This is a genomic window from Streptomyces sp. NPDC018833, assembly GCF_044390825.1.
Lineage (GTDB): Bacteria > Actinomycetota > Actinomycetes > Streptomycetales > Streptomycetaceae > Streptomyces.
On record NZ_JBIRZM010000023.1, the window covers coordinates 1 to 21,476 of the forward strand.

The window sequence follows — 21,476 nt, forward strand, 5'->3', positions numbered from 1 at the left end:
ACCATCTCCCCGGCCCATTCCCCCTGCATGCCTACAAGACTGGCCCCAACTCCACCGAGCCGGGGCCAAAACCGAGATTTTCAGCAGCCTTCTAGGCGCTCGCGCCTTCGTCCGGGCGCAGGGCGTCGAGGATGAGCGTGAGACCGAAGGTGAACTCGTCTGCGTAGTCGTAACCGGGCTTGAGGGCGTGCTCGGTGACGAGCTCGGTGAGGTGGGGGTAGGCGTCGGCGGGCATCGCGCGCAAGATGGCGTCCGCGACCTCGTCCAGCTCCGCCGACCCGCTGAACGGCAGGCTCAACTCCTGCATCACGAAGCCGTACAGGTAGCTGTCGATCAGCGAGAAGGCGTGCGCGGCCATCGGGACGGAGAACCCTCCGGCGCGCAACGTGCCGAGCACGGCGTCGTGGTGACGCAGGGTCGCGGGGCCTGGCCGGCTGCGGGAGTCCATCAGGCCGACGGCCCACGGGTGGCGCCGGAGCACGGCGCGGACGGAGACCGCGCGATGGCGCATGGCGCTCTTCCAGTCCGCGTCGCGCGGCGGCAGGTCGATCTCGCCGAACACCGCGTCCACCATGCCGTCGAGGACGTCCTCCCTGCCTGCGACGTGGTGGTAGAGCGACATCGCCTCGACGCCCAGCGGTTCGGCGATGGCCCGCATGGTGAGCGCGGCCGAGCCGTTCTCGTCCGCCACCGCCACCGCCGTGCGGATCACGCGCTCGCGACTGAGCGGGGTACGCGCCGGTGTCCTGCGCCGACCCTTCCCTCCCTCGCGCATCCACCGCTCCTTCCACTCCCCTTGACGGCCTTACAGCATAAGGCTAGCGTACCTTACAACATAAGGTCGACATTCCGGCGAAAGAGGCTGCACCATGGGCACGGATCGTGCGAAGAAGGTCTGCATCGTCGGGGCTTCGGGGAAGCTCGGGCAGTACATGGTCCGGCACGCACTGGAGCGCGGCTATGAGGTGGTCGGCGTGTGCCGGGAGCGCAGCGTGCCGAAGCTGGCCGCGTTCGAGGGCCGGATGGCCATCGTCCCCGGGCACACGAACGACCCGGAGGTGATCAGGCGGGCGGTCGCCGGGTGCGACGGGGTGCTGACGGTGCTGGCACCCTGGGGCGTGCAGCAGTACGCGTCGGGCACGGCGCAGGCGGTGCTCGACCACGCACGGCCGGGCGCGCGCCTGGTCTTCTCGTGCGGCTGGCACATCACGCGCGACGGCAAGGACACGTACTCGCGGACGTTCCTGACGGCCCTCCGGATCGCCGCCCGCCTGGCCAAGCTCGTCCGCTTCGCCGAGATCGACGACCAAGTGGAGGCGTGCCGCCGGGTGTTCGCCAGCGACACCCGGTGGACCGTGGTGCGCGGCAGCAACCTGGAGGAGGGCGAGAGCCAGGGCCTGCCCGTGTGGAGCCGGCACGTGGGCGACCCGGTACTGGCCGGCAACCTGACGCGCCGTGTGGACTTCGCGTTGTTCATGGTGGAGGCGCTCACCGACGACACGCTCGTCCAGGAGGCACCGGCGATCGTCGGCCGCCTCACCCCCAGCGCCCTCGCCCACACTGGCGTCCCCCAGGAACACGCGTAGCGCAGGTCTCGCGGATCAGGCCGGCCCGCCCCTTGGCCCACACGCTCGCTGTGTTGTCGCACGTCCCGATGACATGCGGCATCACACCCAAAGGAAATGGCCTCTCGCCGGTCCCTCGCCTGCACACGCCGCGGATCTCCAAGCTCAGAGCTTCTCTTGGCGATTCATCTATGGTGATGCCATGCGAGGAATTCTGCTGGCCGGCGGCACCGGCTCGCGACTGTGGCCATTGACGAGGGCCGTATCCAAACAGTTGCTGCCGGTCTTCGACAAGCCCATGGTCTATTACCCGCTTTCCACATTGGTGATGGCGGGGGTCAGAGAAATTCTGATCATCACCACCTCCGAGGACCAATACCAGTTCCGCCGGTTGCTCGGCGATGGCACTCAACTGGGGTTGCGGCTGGAATACGCCACGCAGGAGCGCCCGGAGGGCATCGCTCAAGCTTTCGTACTGGGCGCCGACTTCATCGAAGGCGAGTCGGTCGCCCTGATCCTGGGCGACAACATCTTCCACGGCAGCGGTCTCGGCACACAGCTGGCCAACCATGACGGCATGCGGGGCGGCAGGGTATTCGCCTATCAGGTCGCCAACCCCGCGGCCTACGGCGTGGTGGAGTTCGACGAGCTGGGCCGAGCACTGTCCATCGAGGAGAAACCGGCCCGGCCCAGGTCCCGGTACGCCGTGCCCGGACTGTACTTCTATGACAACCATGTGGTGGACATCGCCCGGCGCCTGCGGCCCAGCGACCGTGGCGAGTTGGAGATCACGGACGTCAACCGCGTCTATCTGGAAGCCGATGCACTGCGCGTCACACGGCTCGACCGAGGCACCGCGTGGCTGGACACCGGGACCTTCGGCTCCATGGTTCAGGCCTCGGAGTTCGTCCGGGTGATCGAAGAGCGTCAGGGCTTCAAGATCGGCTGCGTCGAGGAGGCGGTCTGGCGGGCCGGCCTGATCGACGACAACCGGCTCCGGGCGCTGGCCCAGCCGCTGCTCAAGAGCGGGTACGGCCACTATCTGCTGGGACTCCTGGAGGACTCCCGGCATGCCGTCATGCGCCAAAGGGGAAGCGAATCACTTCGAGACGAACTGCTCCGAACAGGACCGGCCACTCCCGAGTGACCCGGACGCATGCGGGAGGCAGACCATCGATGTCTGCCACCGCCGAGGATGGCACCGGCCGGCATTCCGCGCTTGCTGACCGCTCGCGGGCCTGACGGCGTCAGACCCTGCTCAGCACTTTCGAACAGCGCGGCGCCGAGGCTGTCAGGCGCTGATGACGCACGTCCTCGCCGCGCTGGAGGCCTAGTTCCCCAACAATGCGCTCGACTTGGACGCGGCCGGCAGGAACTCCTGGCCCTTACCGCCTTCCCGCGCGAGAGCCGGCCCCAGATCTGATCCGACAACCCGCAGGGACAGCTGAACAAAGAGACCCCACAAAGAGATCGCCACCGCACCGACGTCGTCGGAAACCTCCCCGGCGGCACCACCCTCACCCACATGGTCGGCGCAGGCCCTGGCCGAGCATAACGAGAAATGGACCGAAGCCCGACGCTCCATCGACCTGGAAAAACTCGCCGAGTCCCACCTCCGCCCCAAGGACGGAGAAGACGACGATCCCGGCGTACCGACTGAGTTCACCGCCAAGCCTGAAAACAAATCACCGAGTGGCCTTGGCTGCACCGCTCCAGCGGTCGTGAACTGCCTTGACGAATCCCGTCGGTATGCATACCGGTGGGTGCGAGATTTCGCGGCCGCTCGGGTGATCCTCATCCGCGACACGGGCGGGGTCGTGATCATTCGGTAACCGAGGGTTAAGGATGGTTCTGTCCGTGGCCGTGGGCGACGTGACACGCAGGCAAATCAGCGCACTTATGGAGTGTGCACGCTTGCGGTGTGGTCACTCCAGTTCCGTGAGGAAGGTTCTCTTGTGAGCCGTAAAACGATCCGAAGCTCCCGCATGAAAACCGCAACGCTGGTTTCTGCGGGAACCCTTGCCATTGCGCTCAATGTTGTCCCGAGCACAGTGGCAGTCGCCGACGCGATCCAGCGAGCCGGCACCGAGCACAGCATGGGGCTGCCGGGCCCCAAGGGCGCCACCAGTGCCGACCGCGACAAGGACGGCGACCGTGGTCCGGAGGGCAAGCGGGGCCCGCGGGGCCCGCAGGGCCCGCAGGGCTTCCAGGGCGCACCGGGCGAGGAGGGCCCGCAGGGTGTGCCGGGCGTGCAGGGACCGCAGGGCTTCCAGGGTGACCCCGGTGGCCCTCAAGGCCCCCAGGGCGCACAGGGTGACCCGGGTGCGCAGGGGCCGCAGGGTGACGCCGGCGCTCAGGGCGCACAGGGCGACGCCGGTGCGCAGGGCCCGCAGGGTGACCTCGGTCCGCAGGGCTTCCAGGGTGACGCCGGCGCGCAGGGCCCGCAGGGCTTCCAGGGCTCCACGGAGCTCGAGACCTACGTCGTGACGGGCGCCCAGGGCGCCCAGTCGACTGCCGACTGCATCGGTGACGACGTCGCCACCGGCGGCGGATACCAAGGCACCGTCACCGGTATTACGGTCGACCAGGATGCACCGATCTTCGCTGGTGACGGCCCGGCCACTGGCTGGCAGGTCAGCACCCCCACCCCCCTCGGCGAGGTCACCGCCTTCGCGATCTGCCACGCCTCGTAAGGATTCCCACGGGAGCGGTGGCGCGGTACCGGCTTTCCGCTTCACCTGGGAATGAATGACGGTGCCCCTAGGCTTCGGCCTCGGGGCACCGTTTTGCGTTCTGCACGCGCCCGCGGCCTCAAGGCCTGCGCCGGATCGCCGCCCATGCCCCGGACATCGATTGCGGACGCCTGTCGACCTGAGCAACGCAAGGCCCCGACCGAGGGCAGACGACCCTGAACGCACGAGGCGCCCGGCGGGAACTGACCGTCCCGCCGGGCGCCTCGCCCGGACGTTCCTAGACCAGCAGCGCTCCGCCGCACCGCGCGGCGCCCTCCTTCACCGCGATGAGATTGGCGACCACATAGGAGATGTTGTTCTTGGTGTGCCAGTCGGTCGGGAAGTAGGTGACCAGCCGTGACTTCTGGAACCGGGCCTCGATCTCGGGCACGAAGGCGCGGTACTGGTTGTCCGTGTAGTACCAGAACGAGTTCTCGTTGTAGAAGGCGACGTGTGTCGGGTCCTGGTACGCGCCGCGGCCGTCGGAGCTCGGCGTCATGGTGAGGAGCATGCCGCCGGGTGCCAGCAGCCGGTACAGCTCGTTGATCAGTGGCACCTTCGCGGGTACGTGCTCGAGGAAGTCCACCGCCCGCATCAGACCGACGGAGTTGTCGGGCAGGTCCAGCTTCCCGGGCAGGGTCGCGACGATGTCGACGCCCTCTCCCGGATACTGGTCCACGCCCAGGTAGCCGGGCGGCTTCCGGTGGGCTGCGCCGAGGTCCAGCGCGGCCAGTCCGCGGCGCTGGGTCCAGGCCAGGGCGTTGGCCTCGATGTACTTGTCGTACAGGGCGACCGTCTCACGCTGGATGTGTGCGTTGATCTCCGGGTCGCGCTGGGTGTTCGCGCGGTGGATCCGCTGGAGGTACAGGCAGCGGGGGATGTGGTGGAAGTCCCCGACATGGAAGAGACGGCACATCAGGTCCTGGTCGTCCAGGACCGTACGGGTGGTGTCGTATCCGCCGACCTTTTCGTAGACGTCCTTGCGGAACGCCCGCACGTGGTTGGGCGCGTACCAGATGTACGAGACGTTGTGCGGCGTCGGAGCCATGGACAGAGCCTGCATCAGCCGGCGGCCGTCGACGTCCACATCTTCGTACTGCCAGCCGTGCGTCTCGTTGAAGCGGGTCTCGTCGCGCTGCCCGTCCTCGGTGATCTGCGCGGTGTTGCTGTAGACGAACACGGCTTCGGGATGAGCGTCGAATGCCTCGGCCAGCTCCGCCAGGCACGCCTTCGCCAGCAGATCGTCGTGGTCGAGTTCCACGAGGATCTCTCCGCGCGCCAGTTCACAGGCCCTTCGTTTGGCTGCCCCGACGCCATGGATTTCGTCCGCGATCTCCACGCGGACACGCTCGTCGGGGCGCTCCGGCCGCCACCGGGCGCCGTTGTTGAGCAGGACAATCCACTCCCAGTCCGTGCAGGTCTGTGCCTGCAGGGTCGCCAGGCACTCGTCAAGGAAACGCGGCCTGTGGCTGGGAGTGAAGACGGAGAACCTCGGTGTCGCAGTCGACGTCATCTGGCAGTACCTGCTTGGCTCGTTGACGGTGATGGGCTTACGGAATCCTGGAACGGTTCCGGAACGAGAGAGTGCATCTTGGAATCGGTCGCAACGGCATGACGGAATGCGTCCTGGGCCTCCTCGTCGCGACCTTTCTTCGCCAGAGCCCGCCCAAGGTGCAGGTAGGCCGTGGAGGCCTTCGGGTTGGCGGAAACAGCACGCTTCAGGAGCGTGACAGCCCGGTCTGGATCGCTCGACTCGAGCAGCAAGGCCTCATTGAAGAGGGCAGACGCAAACTTCGGATCGATCTTCAATGCCTTGTCATAGGCCTTGCGCGCATCAGTCGTCCTGCCGTCACGCTGCGCGATGACACCCAGGTTGTACCAGGCCATTTTGTTGTCCGGATCCAGCTCCAGCACACGCCTGAAAGTGCGGGCTGCCCCAGAGAAGTCCTGGTACTGCGACTGCAAAGCGCCGGCCTGTACAAGTGCCTTTGCCTCCGAAACGGCCTCGGCCGCTGACTTGGCCTCGGATTCCGGGGTCGCGTCCGGCTGGGACAGAATCGCCCAGGCCGTTACCCCAACGGCGACCATCGCCATTACGGCGAACCCTGTCCACAATCGCCTACGTTTCACTTGGTCACATCTCATGGAGTTGGTGGGGAAATGATGGATCCGGTCGACGTCGGGTGGCTGACACGAGGAGACACGAAAGCGGTGCCGGCGAGGCCGGAGGTCGAACCGCCGCCATTCTCACTGAAGTTACGAGACGACCGTTATGACTTCACCCGTTGTCAGGCACTTGGGGCACACATACCACCCGAACGTACGCATCGGGCACCGTTCATCCGAGGCCGATGTCGTTGAATCACCGTGAAACGCAAGGCGCTTGGGGGGACCGCTTTCTCATTCGTCCGCTGCTGATCCACAGCCGGGTCGCCCGGACCGAGGTGGTCGTGTCGAATGCCAATCCGATGAGCGCACGGTGAAGGCGTCCGGCGCCATGGCCAGTTCACCGACCCAGACGTCGGCGAGTTCTCGCGAGCCCGCGGTGTGCTGTCGCCGACGTTGCAGGACCGCTTCTTCTTCCTCCAAGGCGGCTGCCACTGAGACCATTTGGGGAGCCGCCCCGCGCACTCGCCACCTCCTCGGCCGACGGACCGCCGAGCCCGTCGGCGACCGCGACGACGAGGGGGTGTCGAGGCACTGCTCGGTCTCGTCCGGCGTATGGCCGAGGAGGGCGTCGACAAAACCGTTGGGGTCTGACTTTGCGGTGATCCGTTACCGGTGTCCGCTTTCCGCGTTGAACGGGGAGTGAAGGCCGCAACCCCTGCGGCCGCCTCTCGTCCTGCAAGGAGAAGTTGATGTCGCGTATCGCGAAGGCCGCCGCCATTGTCGCCGGCACGGGTGCCATCCTCGCCGGCGGTGCCGGCATGGCTGCCGCCGACGCCGGAGCGCTCGGTACGGCCACCGGTTCCCCGGGGATCGCCTCGGGCAACTCCGTTCAGGTTCCCGTCCACCTGCCGACCAACCTCTGCGGCAACACGGTGGACGCCATCGCGCTGCTCAACCCGGCCTTCGGCATTGGGTGCGAAATCAGCGACGGCGCCTGAGCACCGCACAACCGATGAACGCTGCGGCCTCCCCTGCACGACGCAGGGGAGGCCGCAGTCCGTAGGAGTGCGGGCCGCACAGGAAAGGATGCGGGCCGCACAGAAAGGGCCGGCCGGTGATTCCCGGCCGGCCCTTGTCATGGCGGTCAGCGCGGCCTGCCGCGGCGTGGCCACGGGCCCCGCCGTACCCGCTCGGGCCGTCAGCGCCGCAGCTGGGACACCGGCAGCAGGACGTGGGCCATGCCCTTGAGCGCGTCTTCGTTGCCGAGGTGGGCCCGCAAAGTCTCCTCGGCGACGGGCACGCCGGGCTTCGCCTCGGGCCACGCGCGTCCGGAGATCATGAAGTGCACATGGCCTCGCCGTTCGGCGGCTGCCAGCCATTCGGCGGGGACGGGGCACTGGGCGTTCATATAGGGCATGTTGACGACGGCCTGGCCACCCTGGACGAGCAGCTGGATCGGGGAGACGCCTTCGCCGGTGTGGTCCTGCATGACGTCGCCGGTGGTGAGCCCGAGCTTTTCGATCAACGCCAGGGAGGCGGCGGCCGCCGCCTCGCCGCCGCCGGTGCCGTCGCCGAGGGAGTATGCGATCAGGTACGGCGTGTCGTAGCCCTGGGCCGGGTCACCGGTCCAGGCGAGCAGGGCGAGGGTGCCCAACTCGGCCCGGTCGACGGTTGTTCTGGGGGTGCTGGCAGTGGTCATGGCTCGGCACCCTAGTGCCCTGCCGCCCCCCGGCCGCTGCCCGTTCACCTGCCCGGGTGAACGGGCTCCGGGCCGGACTGCCACTGGGGCCGGCGGCGTTCGGCGGTTCCGACGGGTGTGGTGCAGCCGTACGGGACGGGGATCGCGAGGGATGTCGAACACCGGTCGGCTGTCGCCGTGTTCGCCGGCTGCCAAAGCCCGTGCGGCGAGCGGCGAACCGAAGATGCCGCCGAAGCGCGCGCCGCCCGCCGTCGCCGTGTCGCCGACGCCTGCGGCGGGCATCGCCGCCATCGCGGACGGGAACGCCGACGGCACGCCACGTCTCAGGGGGGCGTGTCACTACGCTGAGCGACGGGCTCGAAAGGCCGTTCCTCCCGTACCCCAGCGTCCCCGCGTGGCAGTGACCTCGGATACCGCGTGCGCGTTGGCCGTGGTATGGCAAGGACTACCGCTCCGGCTCATTGGCAGCGCGTGCAGACGAGAACGGATCCGGCACCGACGGCACCGCCGCCCGCCGGCAGCCCGATCTACGACCAGCTGGCGCGCGAGTGGGCGGCCGCGGGCCGGACCATGCCGGGTCGGCCGGACGGCGAGTGGAGACGGCTCACCCTGTTCCCGTCCCCATCGGCGGAGGAACAGCAGGTCCGTCCCACTCCCCCGCCGCCGCGCCGGGGCTGGCTCCACGACCGGCACCCCGCGTGGCTCCCGCCCGAACCCGGGGGCCGCCCACCGGCAGCAACTGCCGCTGTCGCCGGCCCCGGTGGGCCATGGACGGTCAAGGCCTGACGCCATCCGTCAACGATCAAGGGCGGGCGGCGTCACGCCCCGCGGTGCGCCGCGGAGTGCGGCACCGGGACAGTGCCCGAGCTGCGGCGCAGCCGCCCGGGACCCGGCGACAAGCCGCCACACTCCTTCGCACACGTGTGACCGAATCACGAGAGCGACAGGGTTTCCCGTACGAGCGCGGGTCGTTACGTCTCTCGACGGCGGAGGACTCCGCCGGGAAGAGGGATGCGAAACATGAAGTACTCGAGGGCCGCTGCCGTCCTTGCCGGTTCCGTGGCGGCGCTGGGAGCGGCCACTCCGGCGTTCGCCGCCCACTCGGCGGGCATGCCCCCCATGAGCCTGAACGGCGGTCTCGGCGAGGTCGCCGCCTCCGTCCCGCACTTGGCGGACGCAACCCCCGCCGGGGCCGCCCTTGGCCAGGTGGGCGACGTCGCCACCGACCTGAACAACATCAGGGGCAACGCGCCCGGGCAGGTGCTGAAGACTGCCGCCGCGACCACTCCCCTGTTGGGCGGTGTCTCGCTCGGCGGCTGATCCGCCCTGCCGGCAACGCATCGTGATCGGCCCACCGGTGCGGGCGTACGCCCCGCAGAACCAGCAATGCGTCGAGAACTCCACCCGGGCCAAGGGCGACGAGCCCCTGTCGCACATCCTCTGCGACATCCCGGTCCTCTCGGGGCACGGCGACTCCGCCCGCTGATCACCGCAGGAGCCCCGGCGCCGTGAGGCTGCCGGGGCCCTGGGCGTGGTGCTCCCGTACGGGCGCGTCGGTGCTCACGTACGCGAGGGTCAGCCGGTCCAGAAGTCCCACCAGCGGGTCAGGACCAGCACCCCGATGATTCCGATGTGCAGCACGGGGAGCACCCAGGTGAACTCGCCGAAGAAGCCGCGCAGCGCGGCCGGGGCGGGCAGCATGCCGTTGCGGACGTTGTGCGAGGTCACGTACCAGAGCATGACGATCGTGGCGACCCACGCCAGCGAGCACCACAGGCACAGCGCGTTGATCTCGTACAGCGACTGGTATTGCAGCCAGGTGCAGAAGACGACGCCGAACCCCGTGCCGGCGTTCATGCCCAGCCAGAACCACCTGCGGTACCGCGCTCCCGCGAGCAGCGCGGCACCGATCGCGATCACCATGCCGTAGGCGACGAGCCCCAGCATCGGGTTGGGGAAGCCGAAGACGGCCGCCTGTTCGCTCTTCATGATGTTGCCGCACGACACCACGGGGTTGAGGCTGCAACCCGGCGTGAAGCCCGGGTCCTCCAGCAGCTTGAACTTGTCGAGCGTGATGACCCACGCCGCCAGCAGCCCGGCCGCACCGGTGGCCACCAGCATCCAGGCGAAGGCCCGACTCGCGCCGACCGTGCCCCGGCCGCGTTCCTTGGCGGCCCGCCGCCTCCCTCCCTGCTCGACGGACAGGTATCCGGCAGACGTAATTGTCATATTGAATTCACCGCTCGTTCGGCCCGATGGATTCGCCCATTGTGCCGCAACCGAAAGCGGCACCCGGGGCGAAGAATCCGTTCGGCAGAACGGGTGAACCCGATACCGCCATTGGTGCACATCGAGCCGGGTACGGCATTCGGGTGAACACCCGAAACCAAACGCCCCGGCTTCAGTTGACCAGGCTGCACCGCGTTCGCGCGTTCAAACGAAAAAGGACAAGTAAGTGATCAAGAAGATTCTGACGACGGCCATGGTCACCGCTTCGATGGTGGGCGCCGGCGCGGCGATGGCCCCGCAGGCTCTGGCCGTCGGCGACGACCAGAGCTCCGCCACCTCGAGCGGAGTCGGCGCCACGCAGCACTACGGCAACTCCGCCACCTACGGCACCATGAGCCCGCAGATGAGCCTGATCGCGGGCTCGCTCAACAAGCCCTGCGTCGGCCTGCCCGCCAAGGCCAACCTCGGCTCCCTCGTCGGCGTCGTTCCGATCGGCGTCCAGGACGTCCCGGTCCTGTCGGCCCCGCAGAACCAGCAGTGCGTCGAGAACTCCACCCAGGCCAAGGGCGACGAGCCCCTGTCGCACATCCTCAGCGACATCCCGGTCCTTTCTGGGAACGGCGAGTCCCTCCGCTGATCACCGCGGGCCGAAGAGCTGCCCCCGTGCGCAATGCGCACGGGGGCAGCTCCGCGCCGAAAGGGATCTCCGGCAGGATCGGGGGTTTCCTCCCCGGATTCCGTGCATCGGTTCGACACGTTGCACGTGAGGCATACGAGTGACTTTTCGAATCGGCAGTCGCGCGGCGGTTTCCCGGCGGGAACCGATTCGTTACTAGTTCTGCGGAGGCGCATGTCTGCATGGCTGAATTGCAGCTGCGCGACACGAAGGCCGTACCGCGTACGCCCCTGCTGAAAGGATCGAAATGAAGTACACAAAGGCTGCAGCCGTTGCCGCCGGTCTGCTCATGGCGCTCGGCAGCGCCGCGCCCGCCATGGCCGACGCGGGTGCCGAGGGTATCGCCGCTGGTTCCCCGGGCTTCCTGTCCGGCAACGTCGTCCAGCTTCCGGTCCACGTTCCGCTGAACCTCACCGGCAACTCGCTCAATGTGCTGGGCCTGCTGAATCCGGTCAGTGGCAACACTTCCATCATCGGCTGACACCCACGCGGCGCCCCCTTTGGCGCGATGGCGGAACGGCCCCGAGGAGCAACCGCGCTCCCCGGGGCCGTTCCGCTGTTCGTCTTCCCCTATATACGGGCCGGGTCCCGTTGTACGGGCCTGGTCCCGATCACCACGGTGGCCTCCAGCTCCTCGTCAACGGCGACACGGGGGCAGAGACCCTGATCGGCGAACGCGGCAACGGTTCGCGGGGCCTGCCGCTCGCTCGTTTCGACGAGCAGCACCCCGCCGGGAGCCAGCCACCGTGCCGCACCGGCGCTCACCCGCCGCTGGATGTCCAGCCCGTCGGCCCCGCCGTCGAGCGCGACCCGTGGCTCATGATCCCTCGCCTCGGACGGCAGGAACTCGATCTCGGCGGTCGGCACGTAGGGGGCGTTGACGACGAGCACGTCGACACGCCCCATGAGCGCCGCGGGCAGCGGATCGTAGAGGTCGCCCTCGTACACCCGCCCCCCGACCGCCCCGACGTTGCGGCGCGCGCAGCGCACGGCAGTCGGCTCGATGTCGGCGGAGTGCAGTTCGCCGCCGCCGAGTGCCCGCACCACGGCAGCGCCGAGCGCACCCGAACCGCAGCACAGGTCGACGACGACCGCCGAGGGCGGGGCGAGGGCGACGGCGCACTCGACGAGGAACTCGGTGCGGCGCCGGGGCACGAACACGCCGGGGTCGACGGCCATCCGCGTACCGAGGAACTCGGCCCAGCCGAGGAGGTGTTCAAGGGGCATGCCCGCGACACGGCGGTCGGCCATCACGGCGAGCTCGTCGGCGTCGCGGGCCACGGCGAACAGCAGCTCCGCCTCGTCCTCGGCGAAGACGCAGCCGGCGGAGCGAAGGGTGGTGACGAGGGAGGGGAAGGAGAAGTCGGTCGGTGAAACCGGCATGAAGAGCCTTTCGGGTACTGAAGGGCACCCTCGCGGTCACCTAGACCCGGTCGACCGCACGGACAGGAGATGAGGGCACCCGGCCTGCTGCTGCGGAAATGGGGGCTCACCTCCCGAGTAGGTCCGTGCACTGCGTGAACGCACACAGTAACGCGTCCCGGACCACCCGCGGGTGCCCTGGGTGACGAGCGCAACAATTGGTGGCCCGCTGCCTGAATCAGAGGCTGTCCCCCCGTTCACGCGGCGCATTCCAAGGGTTCTGGACTCCTCTGCCACCAGAAGCAACAAACCAGACATTCGCGTCATGTGTTCGTGCGCCAAAAAACGAAGCGATCACTTCCCGGCCCCCGTAAGCTCGCGTCATGCAGGTGATCCAGTCCACGAAGCTCGCAAACGTCTGTTACGAAATCCGGGGCCCGGTCCTCGAGGAGGCAATGCGGCTGGAGGCGGCAGGTCATCGCATCCTCAAGCTGAACACCGGCAACCCCGCGGCCTTCGGCTTCGAGTGCCCGCCGGAGATCCTCGAGGACGTCCTGCGCAACATCGGCGGCGCGCACGGATACGGCGATGCGAAGGGGCTGCTCTCCGCCCGCCGTGCCGTCATGCAGCACTACCAGACCAAGGGCATCGACCTCGACGTCGAGGACATCTATCTCGGCAACGGCGTCTCCGAGCTGATCCAGATGTCGATGCAGGCGCTGCTCGACGACGGCGACGAGGTGCTCGTTCCCGCGCCCGACTATCCGCTGTGGACAGCCTCCGTGTCACTGTCCGGTGGCACCGCCGTGCACTACCGCTGCGACGAGCAGTCGGACTGGATGCCCGACCTCGCGGACATCGAGCGCAAGATCACCGACCGCACCAAGGCGATCGTGATCATCAATCCGAACAACCCCACCGGCGCGGTCTACGACGACGAGATGCTGCGCAGTCTCACCGAGATCGCCCGGCGCCACAATCTGGTCGTCTGTTCCGACGAGATCTACGACAAGATCCTCTACGACGGCGCCACGCACACCCCGACGGCCGCGATCGCCCCCGATCTGATGGTCCTCACCTTCAACGGGCTCTCCAAGAACTACCGCGTCGCCGGGTACCGCTCCGGCTGGCTCGCGGTGTGCGGGCCGAAGGCGCACGCCTCCTCGTACATCGAGGGGCTGACGATCCTGGCCAACATGCGGCTGTGCGCCAACATGCCCTCGCAGCACGCGGTGGCCACGGCGCTCGGCGGCCGGCAGTCGATCGAGCAGCTGGTCCTGCCGGGCGGGCGGCTGCTGGAGCAGCGCGACGCGGCATACGACCTGCTGACGCAGATCCCCGGCATCACCTGTGTGAAACCGAAGGGCGCGCTGTATCTCTTTCCGCGCCTGGACTCCTCGGTCTACAAGATCAAGGACGACCGGCAGATGGTGCTCGATCTGCTGCGTGCCGAGAAGATCATGGTCGTGCACGGAACGGGCTTCAACTGGCCGGAACCGGACCACTTCCGCATCGTCACGCTGCCGCCGACGAAGGACCTCGTGGACGCGGTCACCCGGATCGGCAGCTTCCTGGACGGTTACAGCCAGCCCTGAGCTGCGCACGACCTGACAGAGTTCCGACCCCACTCAACTTTAGACTGAATCCAATGTAGGATGGCCTCCTGACCGTGAGCAGGAGGCCATCCCCATGTACGAGCCGATCCGCACCAAGTCGGTCCACTCGATGGCCGACGAGCCGCAGTACCCCCACCGCAGCCGGGAGGAGGAGCTGGACATCCAGCTCGCAGGGCACCTCGCCGCGCTCCTCGCCGTCACCGACGAACTCGGTCTCGACGAGCCGGCCGAAGCCATCGCGGCCCAGGTGTCACGGCTTCGTGGGGCGCCGCCCGCCCGCCATGCCGCGCTGACCCACGCCGACGCCGACGCCCTGCACCGGCGGGCGCTCGCCCTTGCGGGCCGTGCGCTGGTCGTCGCCGCGTCCCGCGCCGACACGGCCGCCGCGATCCTGTCCGCCGAGCGGATCGATGCCCATACGGCCGCCCTGAAGAGCCGCGATCTCGTCGGCGCCCCCTGAACGGCCCCGGTCCGCGGCCGGGGAGGCGCGCGGACCGGGTGCCACGCATCACCGCAGCGCGTGCCGTGTCCGGGACCGTCCGGACACGGCATCTGTGCGTGCGGCTCAGCGCGTGACGTACACCGTCGCCGAGGCGCTGCTGCCCGTGTACAGGTCGTCGCCCTCGTACGACACCGTGTAGGTCACGTCCCGCCGCGTGCGCGGCATGTCGTTGACCGTGAAGGTGCCGTCGGCCGCCACCGGGACAGACGAGAGCAAACCCGCGCCCGGCCGGTCGGTGCGCCGGACGGCGAGCGTGACCCGGCGGGGAGTGCGCGGCCCTGGGCGGTCAGCCTGCCGGTGATCTCCACGGCCCCGCTCATGGAGGCCTCCTGCGGGGCCGTCAGCGCGATCGACGTCGGCGCCCTGGCCACGTCGACGGTGATCGAGACGTCCTCGGCCGGGAGGTGCGTGATGTCGTCGAGGAACGAGAGCGTGCAGGTGGCGCTGCCGACGGCGTCCGGCACGTCGAGGACCGTGAACGTGCCGTCCGCGCCCACCTCCGCGGCGGCGAGCGTGCGGGTGCCGTCGGCGGTGGTGCGTACGGCGGTCACCCCGGCCGGCTCGGCCGGTGCCAGGCCGTCCAGTTCGGCTTGGTTCATGCCCATCGTCGAACATGAAGATCTCATGGAACTGGGCGAGCTGTGGACGCAGGACGCCGCACCCGGATTGCGCGAAGAGTTCGGCCCCCGGAATCTGAGGGGACTCCGGGGGCCGTTCACACGTGACGGGTCGTTCGTGACCCCCACTGGTCAGGGCGGATGTCGGGGCGCCCCGCCACGTGGCTCAAAGGGCCGGGCAGGTCAGCCGAGGCGGGCGACCAGCGCGCGGTACTCGTCCCACAGCTCCTTGGGCGTGTGGTCGCCGAAGGTGTTGAGGTGCTCGGGGACCAGGGCGGCCTCCTCGCGCCACACCTCGGCGTCGACCTTGAGCAGGAAGTCGAGGTCTTCCTCGGGCAGGTCCAGACCGTCGGTGTCGAGCGCGTCACGCGTCGGCAGGATGCCGATCGGGGTCTCGACACCCCCAGCCTTGCCCTCCAGGCGCTCCACGATCCACTTCAGCACGCGGCTGTTCTCGCCGAAACCGGGCCACACGAACTTGCCCGCGTCGTTCTTGCGGAACCAGTTCACGTAGTAGATCTTGGGTAGCTTCGCCTGGTCCGCAGTCTTGCCGACCTTGATCCAGTGGCCCATGTAGTCGCCCATGTTGTAACCGCAGAACGGCAGCATGGCGAACGGGTCGCGGCGCAGCTCGCCGACCTTGCCCTCGGCGGCGGCGGTCTTCTCGGAGGCGACGTTCGCGCCGAGGAAGACGCCGTGGTTCCAGTCGAAGGACTCGGTCACCAGCGGAACGGCGGAGGCGCGGCGGCCGCCGAAGAGGATCGCCGAGATCGGCACGCCCTTCGGGTCCTCCCACTCGGGCGCGATGATCGGGCACTGCGAGGCAGGGACGGTGAAGCGGGCGTTGGGGTGGGCGGCCGGAGTCTCGGAGTCCGGCGTCCAGTCGTTGCCCTTCCAGTCCGTGAGGTGCTTGGGCGACTCCTCGGTCATGCCCTCCCACCAGATGTCGTTGTCGTCGGTGAGCGCGACGTTGGTGAAGACGGCGTTGCCCCACAGGGTCTTCATGGCGTTGGCATTGGTGTGCTCGCCGGTGCCGGGCGCGACGCCGAAGAAGCCGGCCTCGGGGTTGATCGCGTAGAGGCGGCCGTCCTCGCCGAAGCGCATCCAGGCGATGTCGTCACCGATGGTCTCGACGGTCCAGCCGGAGATCGTGGGCTCCAGCATGGCGAGGTTGGTCTTGCCACAGGCGGACGGGAACGCGGCGGCGACGTACTTGGACTCGCCCTGCGGCGGCGTCAGCTTCAGGATCAGCATGTGCTCGGCGAGCCAGCCCTCGTCGCGCGCCATGACGGACGCGATGCGCAGGGCGTAGCACTTCTTGCCGAGCAGGGCGTTGCCGCCGTAGCCCGAGCCGTAGGACCAGATCTCACGGGTCTCGGGGAAGTGCGAGATGTACTTGGTGGAGTTGCACGGCCACGGCACGTCGGCCTCGCCCTCGGCCAGGGGCGCACCCAGCGTGTGGACGGCCCTGACGAAGAATCCGTCGGTGCCGAGCTCGTCGAGGACCGGCTGTCCCATGCGAGTCATGGTGCGCATGGAGACGGCGACGTAGGCGGAGTCGGTGATCTCGACGCCGATCGCGGACAGGGGCGAGCCGAGCGGGCCCATGCAGAACGGGACGACGTACATCGTCCGGCCCTTCATCGAGCCGCGGAAGATGCCCTTCTCTCCGGCGAAACTGTCTCCTTCTCCGGTGAAGATGGCCTTCATCTCCGCCGGGGCCTTCCAGTGGTTCGTCGGCCCGGCGTCCTCCTCCTTCTCGGAGCAGATGAAGGTCCGGTCCTCGACGCGTGCGACGTCGGTCGGGTCGGAGGCGGCGTAGTACGAGTTCGGGCGCTTGATCGGATCCAGTTTCCGGAAGGTGCCCTTGGCCACCAGCTCCTCGCACAGCCGCTCGTACTCGGCTTCTGAGCCGTCGCACCAGACGATCTCGTCGGGCTGTGTGATCGCCGCGATCTCGTCGACCCAGGCGATCAGTTCCTGGTGGGTGGTGGGCAGGGGAGCCGCGATGTCGCGCGCCACGATCGCTCCTAAATGAGGGGTCCATTTGGTTGTTGCCCCGTGGGGGCTGCGACCCGGATGCTTCGACCTACTTGTGGCTGGCGCTCATCCGGTGCCGACCGCACTCATCTGATCATCGATGCCGAATGCCCATATGTCCAGAGGACCCCTCACGTGAGCATGGCCACTCGCGCGCGAGCATAGCCACTCATGCCTGGTTACCTACGGTCGCGTAGGTAACATGCCGGGCATGACTGCAGCCGTCCCTGAAGTGACCGAGACAGCCGCGCAACCGGTGAAGCCGAGACTGCGCGGCTGGCTGCATGCCGGGATGTTCCCCGCCGCCCTGATATCGGGAATCGTGCTCACGGCGCTGGCGGACTCCACGCGCGGGCGGATCGCCTGCGCGATCTATGGCCTGACCGCCTGCCTGCTGTTCGGCGTCAGCGCGCTCTACCACCGGGGCACCTGGGGCCCGCGGGCCACGGCCGTGCTGCGCCGGCTCGATCACGCGAACATCTTCCTGATCATCGCTGGCACCTACACTCCGCTGACCCTGCTCCTGCTACCCGACTCCACCGGCCGGGTGCTGCTGTGGGCGGTGTGGGCGGCGGCGCTGGCAGGCATCGCCTTCCGGGTGTTCTGGGTCGGCGCCCCGCGCTGGCTGTACACGCCCTGTTACATCGCGATGGGCTGGGCCGCCGTCTTCTTCCTGCCCGACTTCCTGCGCGAGGGCGGGGTCGCCGTCCTGGTGCTGGTCATCGCCGGCGGGCTGCTCTACAGCGCGGGCGGCGTGATCTACGGGATGAAGCGGCCGAACCCGTCACCGCGCTGGTTCGGCTTCCACGAGGTCTTCCACTCCCTCACGCTCGCGGCGTTCATCGTGCACTACGTGGGGATCTCGCTGGTGGCGTACCAGCACTCCTGACCCGCGCCACCGCCCCGGCAGCATCTCCACCGGACGGCCCGTGGCCCATGGCGCGCGGGCCGTCCACCGCTGCCGCCCGCACCAGCGGTCGGCCCGTAGCCCATGGCGTGGGCCGTCCACCACCGCGGCCGGGCCCGTGCCGATGCACGGCAATGAGGGTCATGGCCGCCAGTACACGCACCACCGCGCGCACCCTGCCGCGAGCCGCCTCGCGCGAAGCGGTCGCCGAGAACCGGCCGCGCCCCGGGCTGCGGGAGCGCAAGAGGATCAAGACGCGCATCGCCATCCGTACGGCCGCCTACCGGTTGATCGCCGAGCAGGGCTACGACGCGACCACCGTCGAGCAGATCGCCGCGGCCGCCGAGGTGTCGCCCTCCACCGTCTTCCGCTACTTCCCCACCGAGGAAGACATCGTCCTCACCGACGAACACGACGCGGCGATGGTGGCCGCGCTGAACGCCAGGCCCGCCGGCGAGCCGCCCCTCGCCTCCCTGCGGGCCGTCCTCACCGAGGCGGTCGCCTCGATCGCCGAGCAGGAGCCCGAGGAACTGCGCCTGCGGACGCGGCTCATGTCCGAGGTCCCGTCGCTGCGCGCACGGCTCACCGGGACGATGGCCGAGACCTCGCAGGTGCTCGCCGCGCCGATCGCCGCGCCGGCCGGGCGTTCGCCGGACGACCTGGAGGTGCGGATCTTCACCGCGGCGGTGATGGGTGCGCTGCGCGAGGCGATGCCGCGCTGGGCCGAGCACGGCCAGAAGGACGACCTGGCCGCGCTCGTCGACCGCACGATGGACGTGCTGGAGGGCGGCCTGCGCCTCTAGGGAGTCCTGGCCTCCGACAGCGGGCAGGGCCTCCACCAGGCCCTTGTTCAGCGCGGGCTCCTTCGGGCGGTGTGGGTTCCGCCGCCGGAGACGCAAGTTGGTCCAGACCTACCGTCAAAGAGGTCTGGACCAACTCCGGCAGCCGGCCCCGCTAACGCCTCATGTCACCCTTCCCGCACGCCACTCCGTCGCGGTTAGGGTCCAGGTGCAGCGGGTCGTCCCCGCCGTTCACCTTCAACCGGCCGTAGTCGTGCGCCTTCAGCCACTCGCACCGCGCCGCCGTCGTCCGCTTCACCGTCTTCGGGAAGACGGTCGGCACGCACACACCCGCGTTCCCGTAGTGGCGGTCGCATCCGGCGATCTGCGGACTCACGGGCACCGAACTCCGCTTCTTCAGCGGCTTCTTCGGCTTCTTGGCCGCATCGTCGGCGAAGGAGTGCACGTGCGCCGAGGGCGCGTCCGCGGCCGTCGCCGCCGGACCCCCGAGACGCACCCACTTCGCCACCGACGGCACGCCGTTCGCGTCGACCGCGAAGAGCATGTACCAGCCCGGCGGCGCCAGGTTCGGGTTGCTGGTGACATTGAGGTCCACGTTGTTCCCGTCGACCGTCATCGGCAGGTCCACGAACCGCTGGTTCGGGTCGGAGGAGTGCGTCACGGCCGCCGGGCGGATCAGCTCCGCCTTGGCGATCGGCCGGTCGACCGTGATCCGCTGCGTGTCGCCGTACGTCCACTCACCGTCGATCACCGAGGTGATCTGCGGGCGCGCGCCCTGGAGCAGATACGGCGGCGTGTAGATCGACACGTTGTGGTTGTACGTGCCGTTGCCCGGGTTGTCACCGACCGACATCACCCGGCCGTCCGGCAGCAGGAACGACGAGGAGTGGTAGCCGCGCGGGATCGGGTCCGTCGCGAGCCCCGCCTCGTAGGTGTTGGTCACCGGGTCGAAGAAGGACGCCTCGTACACCGGGTCGGCCCGGTCGTGCAGCGCGCCGCCGGTCTCGAAGACCTTCCCGTCCGGCAGCAGCACCGCGGAGACGTACATCTTGCCCTCAGCACCGGTCTGCGGACGGCGGCCCTGCCCCTGGTCGACCTCGCCCTGCGGCAGCAACGGGCCGTGCACATAGGCCGGGTCGGGCTGCTTGAGGTCGATGATGTCCGTGTACCGGTTGGCGGCCGGGTTGGTCTCGTTGTTGCCGCCGCCGATGGTCAGCACCCGCTGGTCCTGCGCGGGCGGCAGGAGGACGCTCGCCGACTCGTCGCGCTCGTCCTTGGCCTGCAGGCCGGGGACATCGGTGATCGTGTTGGCGGTGGAGTCGTAGATGGACGCGCCCGTGCCCGGGGTGCCGTTGCCGAACGTGTGGCTGCCGGAGTAGAACAGCCGGCCGTCCTGCATCAGGATCATCGACGGGTACAGGCCCCAGTACGACCAGGTCTGGTTGACCTCGTTGATGGGCAGCCACTTGTTCTGCGCGGCGGAGAACCTCTCCGTGGTCACATTGCCGGTGGAGTCCTCCTTCAGACCTCCGAAGGAGATGACGTCACCGTTGCCGAGGATGGTCGCCGACGGGTACCAGTGGCCGTCGTGCATGTCGTTCGTGCGGGTGTAGGTCTCGGTCTGCGGGTCGAAGACGAACGAGTCCTTCAGGCCCTGGTAACCGATCGAGCCGTCCGCCGACGGATAGCCCTTGGTGCCGCTCATGATCAGGATCTTGCCGTCCTGGAGCTGCACATGGCCCGAGCAGAACATGTCGGCCGGCGTCGGTATCGTGCGGAACGTGCCCTTCGCCGGGTCGTACACCGCCGAGGTGAACGTGCCCGCCGCGAACTGCGCCGGGTCGTTGCCCGAGCCCGCGATCACCAGCACCTTGCTGTTGTGCATCACCACCGAGTGCATCGAGCGCACCGGGTTCTGCACCGGCAGGACGTCCCAGCGGCCCTTGGCGCACTCCTCGGGCGTGCCCGTGCACTGTGGTGCGGGCGCGGGGGCGGACACCTCTTCCATGGCGTAGTCGTCGGTGGTGACCGAGCCGGTGCCGTACACCGACACCCCCCACGCGATCTTGTCGGTGCCGGGCGGGACGGCAGGGGTACGGACCTCGGCGCGCTGGTAACCGGCGCTCATGTCGAGGGTCTTGAGGTCCGTCCAGTACTGCCAGCCGGCTGTGGTGTCGCGCCGGAAGAGGGTGATGGCCGTGTCGGGGGTCGTGGACTTGTACCAGAGGGAGAGGTCGTACTGCCGCTCCGGCGTCACGGTCGGGGCGCAGGCCGTGTTCTCGGTGATCAGCGCCTTGCGGTCGCCGTCGACGCGGCGCGTGAGCGAGACCTTCATCGCCGTGGAACCGGAGTGCGCGTCGGCGACGGTCTCGAAGGTGAAGTCGTTGTCGCCCCAGCCGGACCTGGACCAGCAGTCCGGCATGTCCCCTGTACCGGCGGTCTCGAAGCCGGGGTTGGAGATCAGGTTGGGCGGGCCTGCCTGTGCGGCCTGCGGGGCGGAGACCAACAGCGCCGTGGTCATGACACCGACCGCGAGCAGCGCGGTACGGCGTCTGCTGCGGGCGCCCCGGGGCGGGTGCGGACGGGTGGGTGGAGACATGGCGGTTCCCTTCGTGCGCTCGC

The 21,476-nt window shown here is 68.7% G+C and carries 20 protein-coding genes and 1 pseudogene; 12 read left to right on the forward strand and 9 right to left on the reverse strand.

Annotated features, from left to right (window positions below; genetic code table 11):
• Nucleotides 1-91: 91 nt before the first annotated feature.
• Nucleotides 92-775 (reverse strand): TetR/AcrR family transcriptional regulator, encoded by a 684-nt coding sequence (locus ACH5AF_RS32100; RefSeq protein ID WP_398906621.1) that lies wholly within the window; start codon nt 773-775, stop codon nt 92-94.
• Between the two features lie 94 nt (nt 776-869).
• Here ACH5AF_RS32100 and ACH5AF_RS32105 point away from each other — a divergent pair, with 94 nt between their 5' ends.
• The 3 genes from ACH5AF_RS32105 (at nt 870) to ACH5AF_RS32115 (ending at nt 4,258) form a co-directional block, all read left to right on the forward strand.
• Nucleotides 870-1,586 (forward strand): NAD(P)-dependent oxidoreductase, encoded by a 717-nt coding sequence (locus ACH5AF_RS32105; RefSeq protein WP_398906624.1) that lies wholly within the window; start codon nt 870-872, stop codon nt 1,584-1,586.
• 181 nt (nt 1,587-1,767) lie between these two features.
• Nucleotides 1,768-2,712: a glucose-1-phosphate thymidylyltransferase RfbA gene (gene rfbA, locus ACH5AF_RS32110; RefSeq protein ID WP_398906626.1), complete on the forward strand. Its 945-nt coding sequence runs from the start codon at nt 1,768-1,770 to the stop codon at nt 2,710-2,712.
• Between the two features lie 904 nt (nt 2,713-3,616).
• Nucleotides 3,617-4,258 (forward strand): hypothetical protein, encoded by a 642-nt coding sequence (locus tag ACH5AF_RS32115; RefSeq protein ID WP_398906627.1) that lies wholly within the window; start codon nt 3,617-3,619, stop codon nt 4,256-4,258.
• Nucleotides 4,259-4,535: 277 nt separating this feature from the next.
• Here the strand turns inward: ACH5AF_RS32115 and ACH5AF_RS32120 are convergent, their stop codons facing one another.
• Nucleotides 4,536-5,810 carry a glycosyltransferase gene (locus tag ACH5AF_RS32120; protein WP_398906629.1) on the reverse strand — a complete coding sequence of 425 codons (1,275 nt, stop codon included), beginning with the start codon at nt 5,808-5,810 and terminating at the stop codon, nt 4,536-4,538.
• The gene (locus ACH5AF_RS32125) at nt 5,807-6,391 is read right to left on the reverse strand and encodes a tetratricopeptide repeat protein (protein ID WP_398906631.1); all 585 of its coding nucleotides are present in this window, start codon (nt 6,389-6,391) and stop codon (nt 5,807-5,809) included. The genes ACH5AF_RS32120 and ACH5AF_RS32125 overlap by 4 nt, the downstream gene beginning before the upstream one ends.
• A gap of 764 nt (nt 6,392-7,155) precedes the next feature.
• Between ACH5AF_RS32125 and ACH5AF_RS32130 the strand changes: the two genes are divergently transcribed.
• Nucleotides 7,156-7,404: a chaplin gene (locus ACH5AF_RS32130; RefSeq protein ID WP_398906633.1), complete on the forward strand. Its 249-nt coding sequence runs from the start codon at nt 7,156-7,158 to the stop codon at nt 7,402-7,404.
• A gap of 200 nt (nt 7,405-7,604) precedes the next feature.
• Here ACH5AF_RS32130 and ACH5AF_RS32135 read toward each other — a convergent pair whose 3' ends face one another.
• A complete protein-coding gene (locus tag ACH5AF_RS32135; RefSeq protein ID WP_398906635.1) occupies nt 7,605-8,105 on the reverse strand; it encodes a DUF5949 family protein in 501 nt (166 codons plus the stop codon).
• 1,020 nt (nt 8,106-9,125) lie between these two features.
• On the opposite strand from ACH5AF_RS32135, the gene ACH5AF_RS32140 reads away from it, so the two are divergent.
• Together ACH5AF_RS32140 and ACH5AF_RS32145 are read left to right on the forward strand one after the other, a co-directional pair.
• Complete coding sequence (locus ACH5AF_RS32140; RefSeq protein WP_398906637.1) at nt 9,126-9,425, forward strand: hypothetical protein; 300 nt, start codon at nt 9,126-9,128, stop codon at nt 9,423-9,425.
• A gap of 49 nt (nt 9,426-9,474) precedes the next feature.
• Nucleotides 9,475-9,591: pseudogene (locus ACH5AF_RS32145) on the forward strand (RdlA protein); the annotation flags it as partial.
• An 89-nt stretch (nt 9,592-9,680) separates the two neighbouring features.
• On the opposite strand, the gene ACH5AF_RS32150 reads toward ACH5AF_RS32145, so the two are convergent.
• Nucleotides 9,681-10,334: a vitamin K epoxide reductase family protein gene (locus tag ACH5AF_RS32150; RefSeq protein ID WP_398906639.1), complete on the reverse strand. Its 654-nt coding sequence runs from the start codon at nt 10,332-10,334 to the stop codon at nt 9,681-9,683.
• Nucleotides 10,335-10,560: 226 nt separating this feature from the next.
• Between ACH5AF_RS32150 and ACH5AF_RS32155 the strand changes: the two genes are divergently transcribed.
• Entirely contained in the window at nt 10,561-10,971 is a 411-nt protein-coding gene (locus ACH5AF_RS32155) for a rodlin (protein WP_398906640.1), read from the forward strand.
• A gap of 286 nt (nt 10,972-11,257) precedes the next feature.
• Complete coding sequence (locus ACH5AF_RS32160) at nt 11,258-11,491, forward strand: chaplin (protein WP_398906642.1); 234 nt, start codon at nt 11,258-11,260, stop codon at nt 11,489-11,491.
• An 89-nt stretch (nt 11,492-11,580) separates the two neighbouring features.
• Here ACH5AF_RS32160 and ACH5AF_RS32165 read toward each other — a convergent pair whose 3' ends face one another.
• Nucleotides 11,581-12,393: a putative protein N(5)-glutamine methyltransferase gene (locus tag ACH5AF_RS32165; protein WP_398906644.1), complete on the reverse strand. Its 813-nt coding sequence runs from the start codon at nt 12,391-12,393 to the stop codon at nt 11,581-11,583.
• Nucleotides 12,394-12,755: 362 nt separating this feature from the next.
• Between ACH5AF_RS32165 and ACH5AF_RS32170 the strand changes: the two genes are divergently transcribed.
• Together ACH5AF_RS32170 and ACH5AF_RS32175 are read left to right on the forward strand one after the other, a co-directional pair.
• Nucleotides 12,756-13,967, forward strand: a complete 1,212-nt coding sequence (locus tag ACH5AF_RS32170; RefSeq protein ID WP_398906646.1) for a pyridoxal phosphate-dependent aminotransferase — start codon at nt 12,756-12,758, stop codon at nt 13,965-13,967.
• Between the two features lie 94 nt (nt 13,968-14,061).
• Nucleotides 14,062-14,448: a hypothetical protein gene (locus ACH5AF_RS32175; protein ID WP_398906648.1), complete on the forward strand. Its 387-nt coding sequence runs from the start codon at nt 14,062-14,064 to the stop codon at nt 14,446-14,448.
• A gap of 182 nt (nt 14,449-14,630) precedes the next feature.
• Here the strand turns inward: ACH5AF_RS32175 and ACH5AF_RS32180 are convergent, their stop codons facing one another.
• Complete coding sequence (locus ACH5AF_RS32180; RefSeq protein WP_398906650.1) at nt 14,631-15,089, reverse strand: hypothetical protein; 459 nt, start codon at nt 15,087-15,089, stop codon at nt 14,631-14,633.
• Between the two features lie 201 nt (nt 15,090-15,290).
• Nucleotides 15,291-17,129 carry a phosphoenolpyruvate carboxykinase (GTP) gene (locus ACH5AF_RS32185; protein WP_398906651.1) on the reverse strand — a complete coding sequence of 613 codons (1,839 nt, stop codon included), beginning with the start codon at nt 17,127-17,129 and terminating at the stop codon, nt 15,291-15,293.
• 229 nt (nt 17,130-17,358) lie between these two features.
• Here ACH5AF_RS32185 and ACH5AF_RS32190 point away from each other — a divergent pair, with 229 nt between their 5' ends.
• Nucleotides 17,359-18,036: a hemolysin III family protein gene (locus ACH5AF_RS32190; protein ID WP_398906653.1), complete on the forward strand. Its 678-nt coding sequence runs from the start codon at nt 17,359-17,361 to the stop codon at nt 18,034-18,036.
• Nucleotides 18,037-18,197: 161 nt separating this feature from the next.
• Complete coding sequence (locus tag ACH5AF_RS32195; protein ID WP_398906655.1) at nt 18,198-18,857, forward strand: TetR/AcrR family transcriptional regulator; 660 nt, start codon at nt 18,198-18,200, stop codon at nt 18,855-18,857.
• Between the two features lie 151 nt (nt 18,858-19,008).
• Here ACH5AF_RS32195 and ACH5AF_RS32200 read toward each other — a convergent pair whose 3' ends face one another.
• Nucleotides 19,009-21,375, reverse strand: coding sequence for a galactose oxidase-like domain-containing protein (locus ACH5AF_RS32200; RefSeq protein ID WP_398906790.1), 2,367 nt, complete (start codon nt 21,373-21,375; stop codon nt 19,009-19,011).
• Nucleotides 21,376-21,476 lie beyond the last annotated feature (101 nt).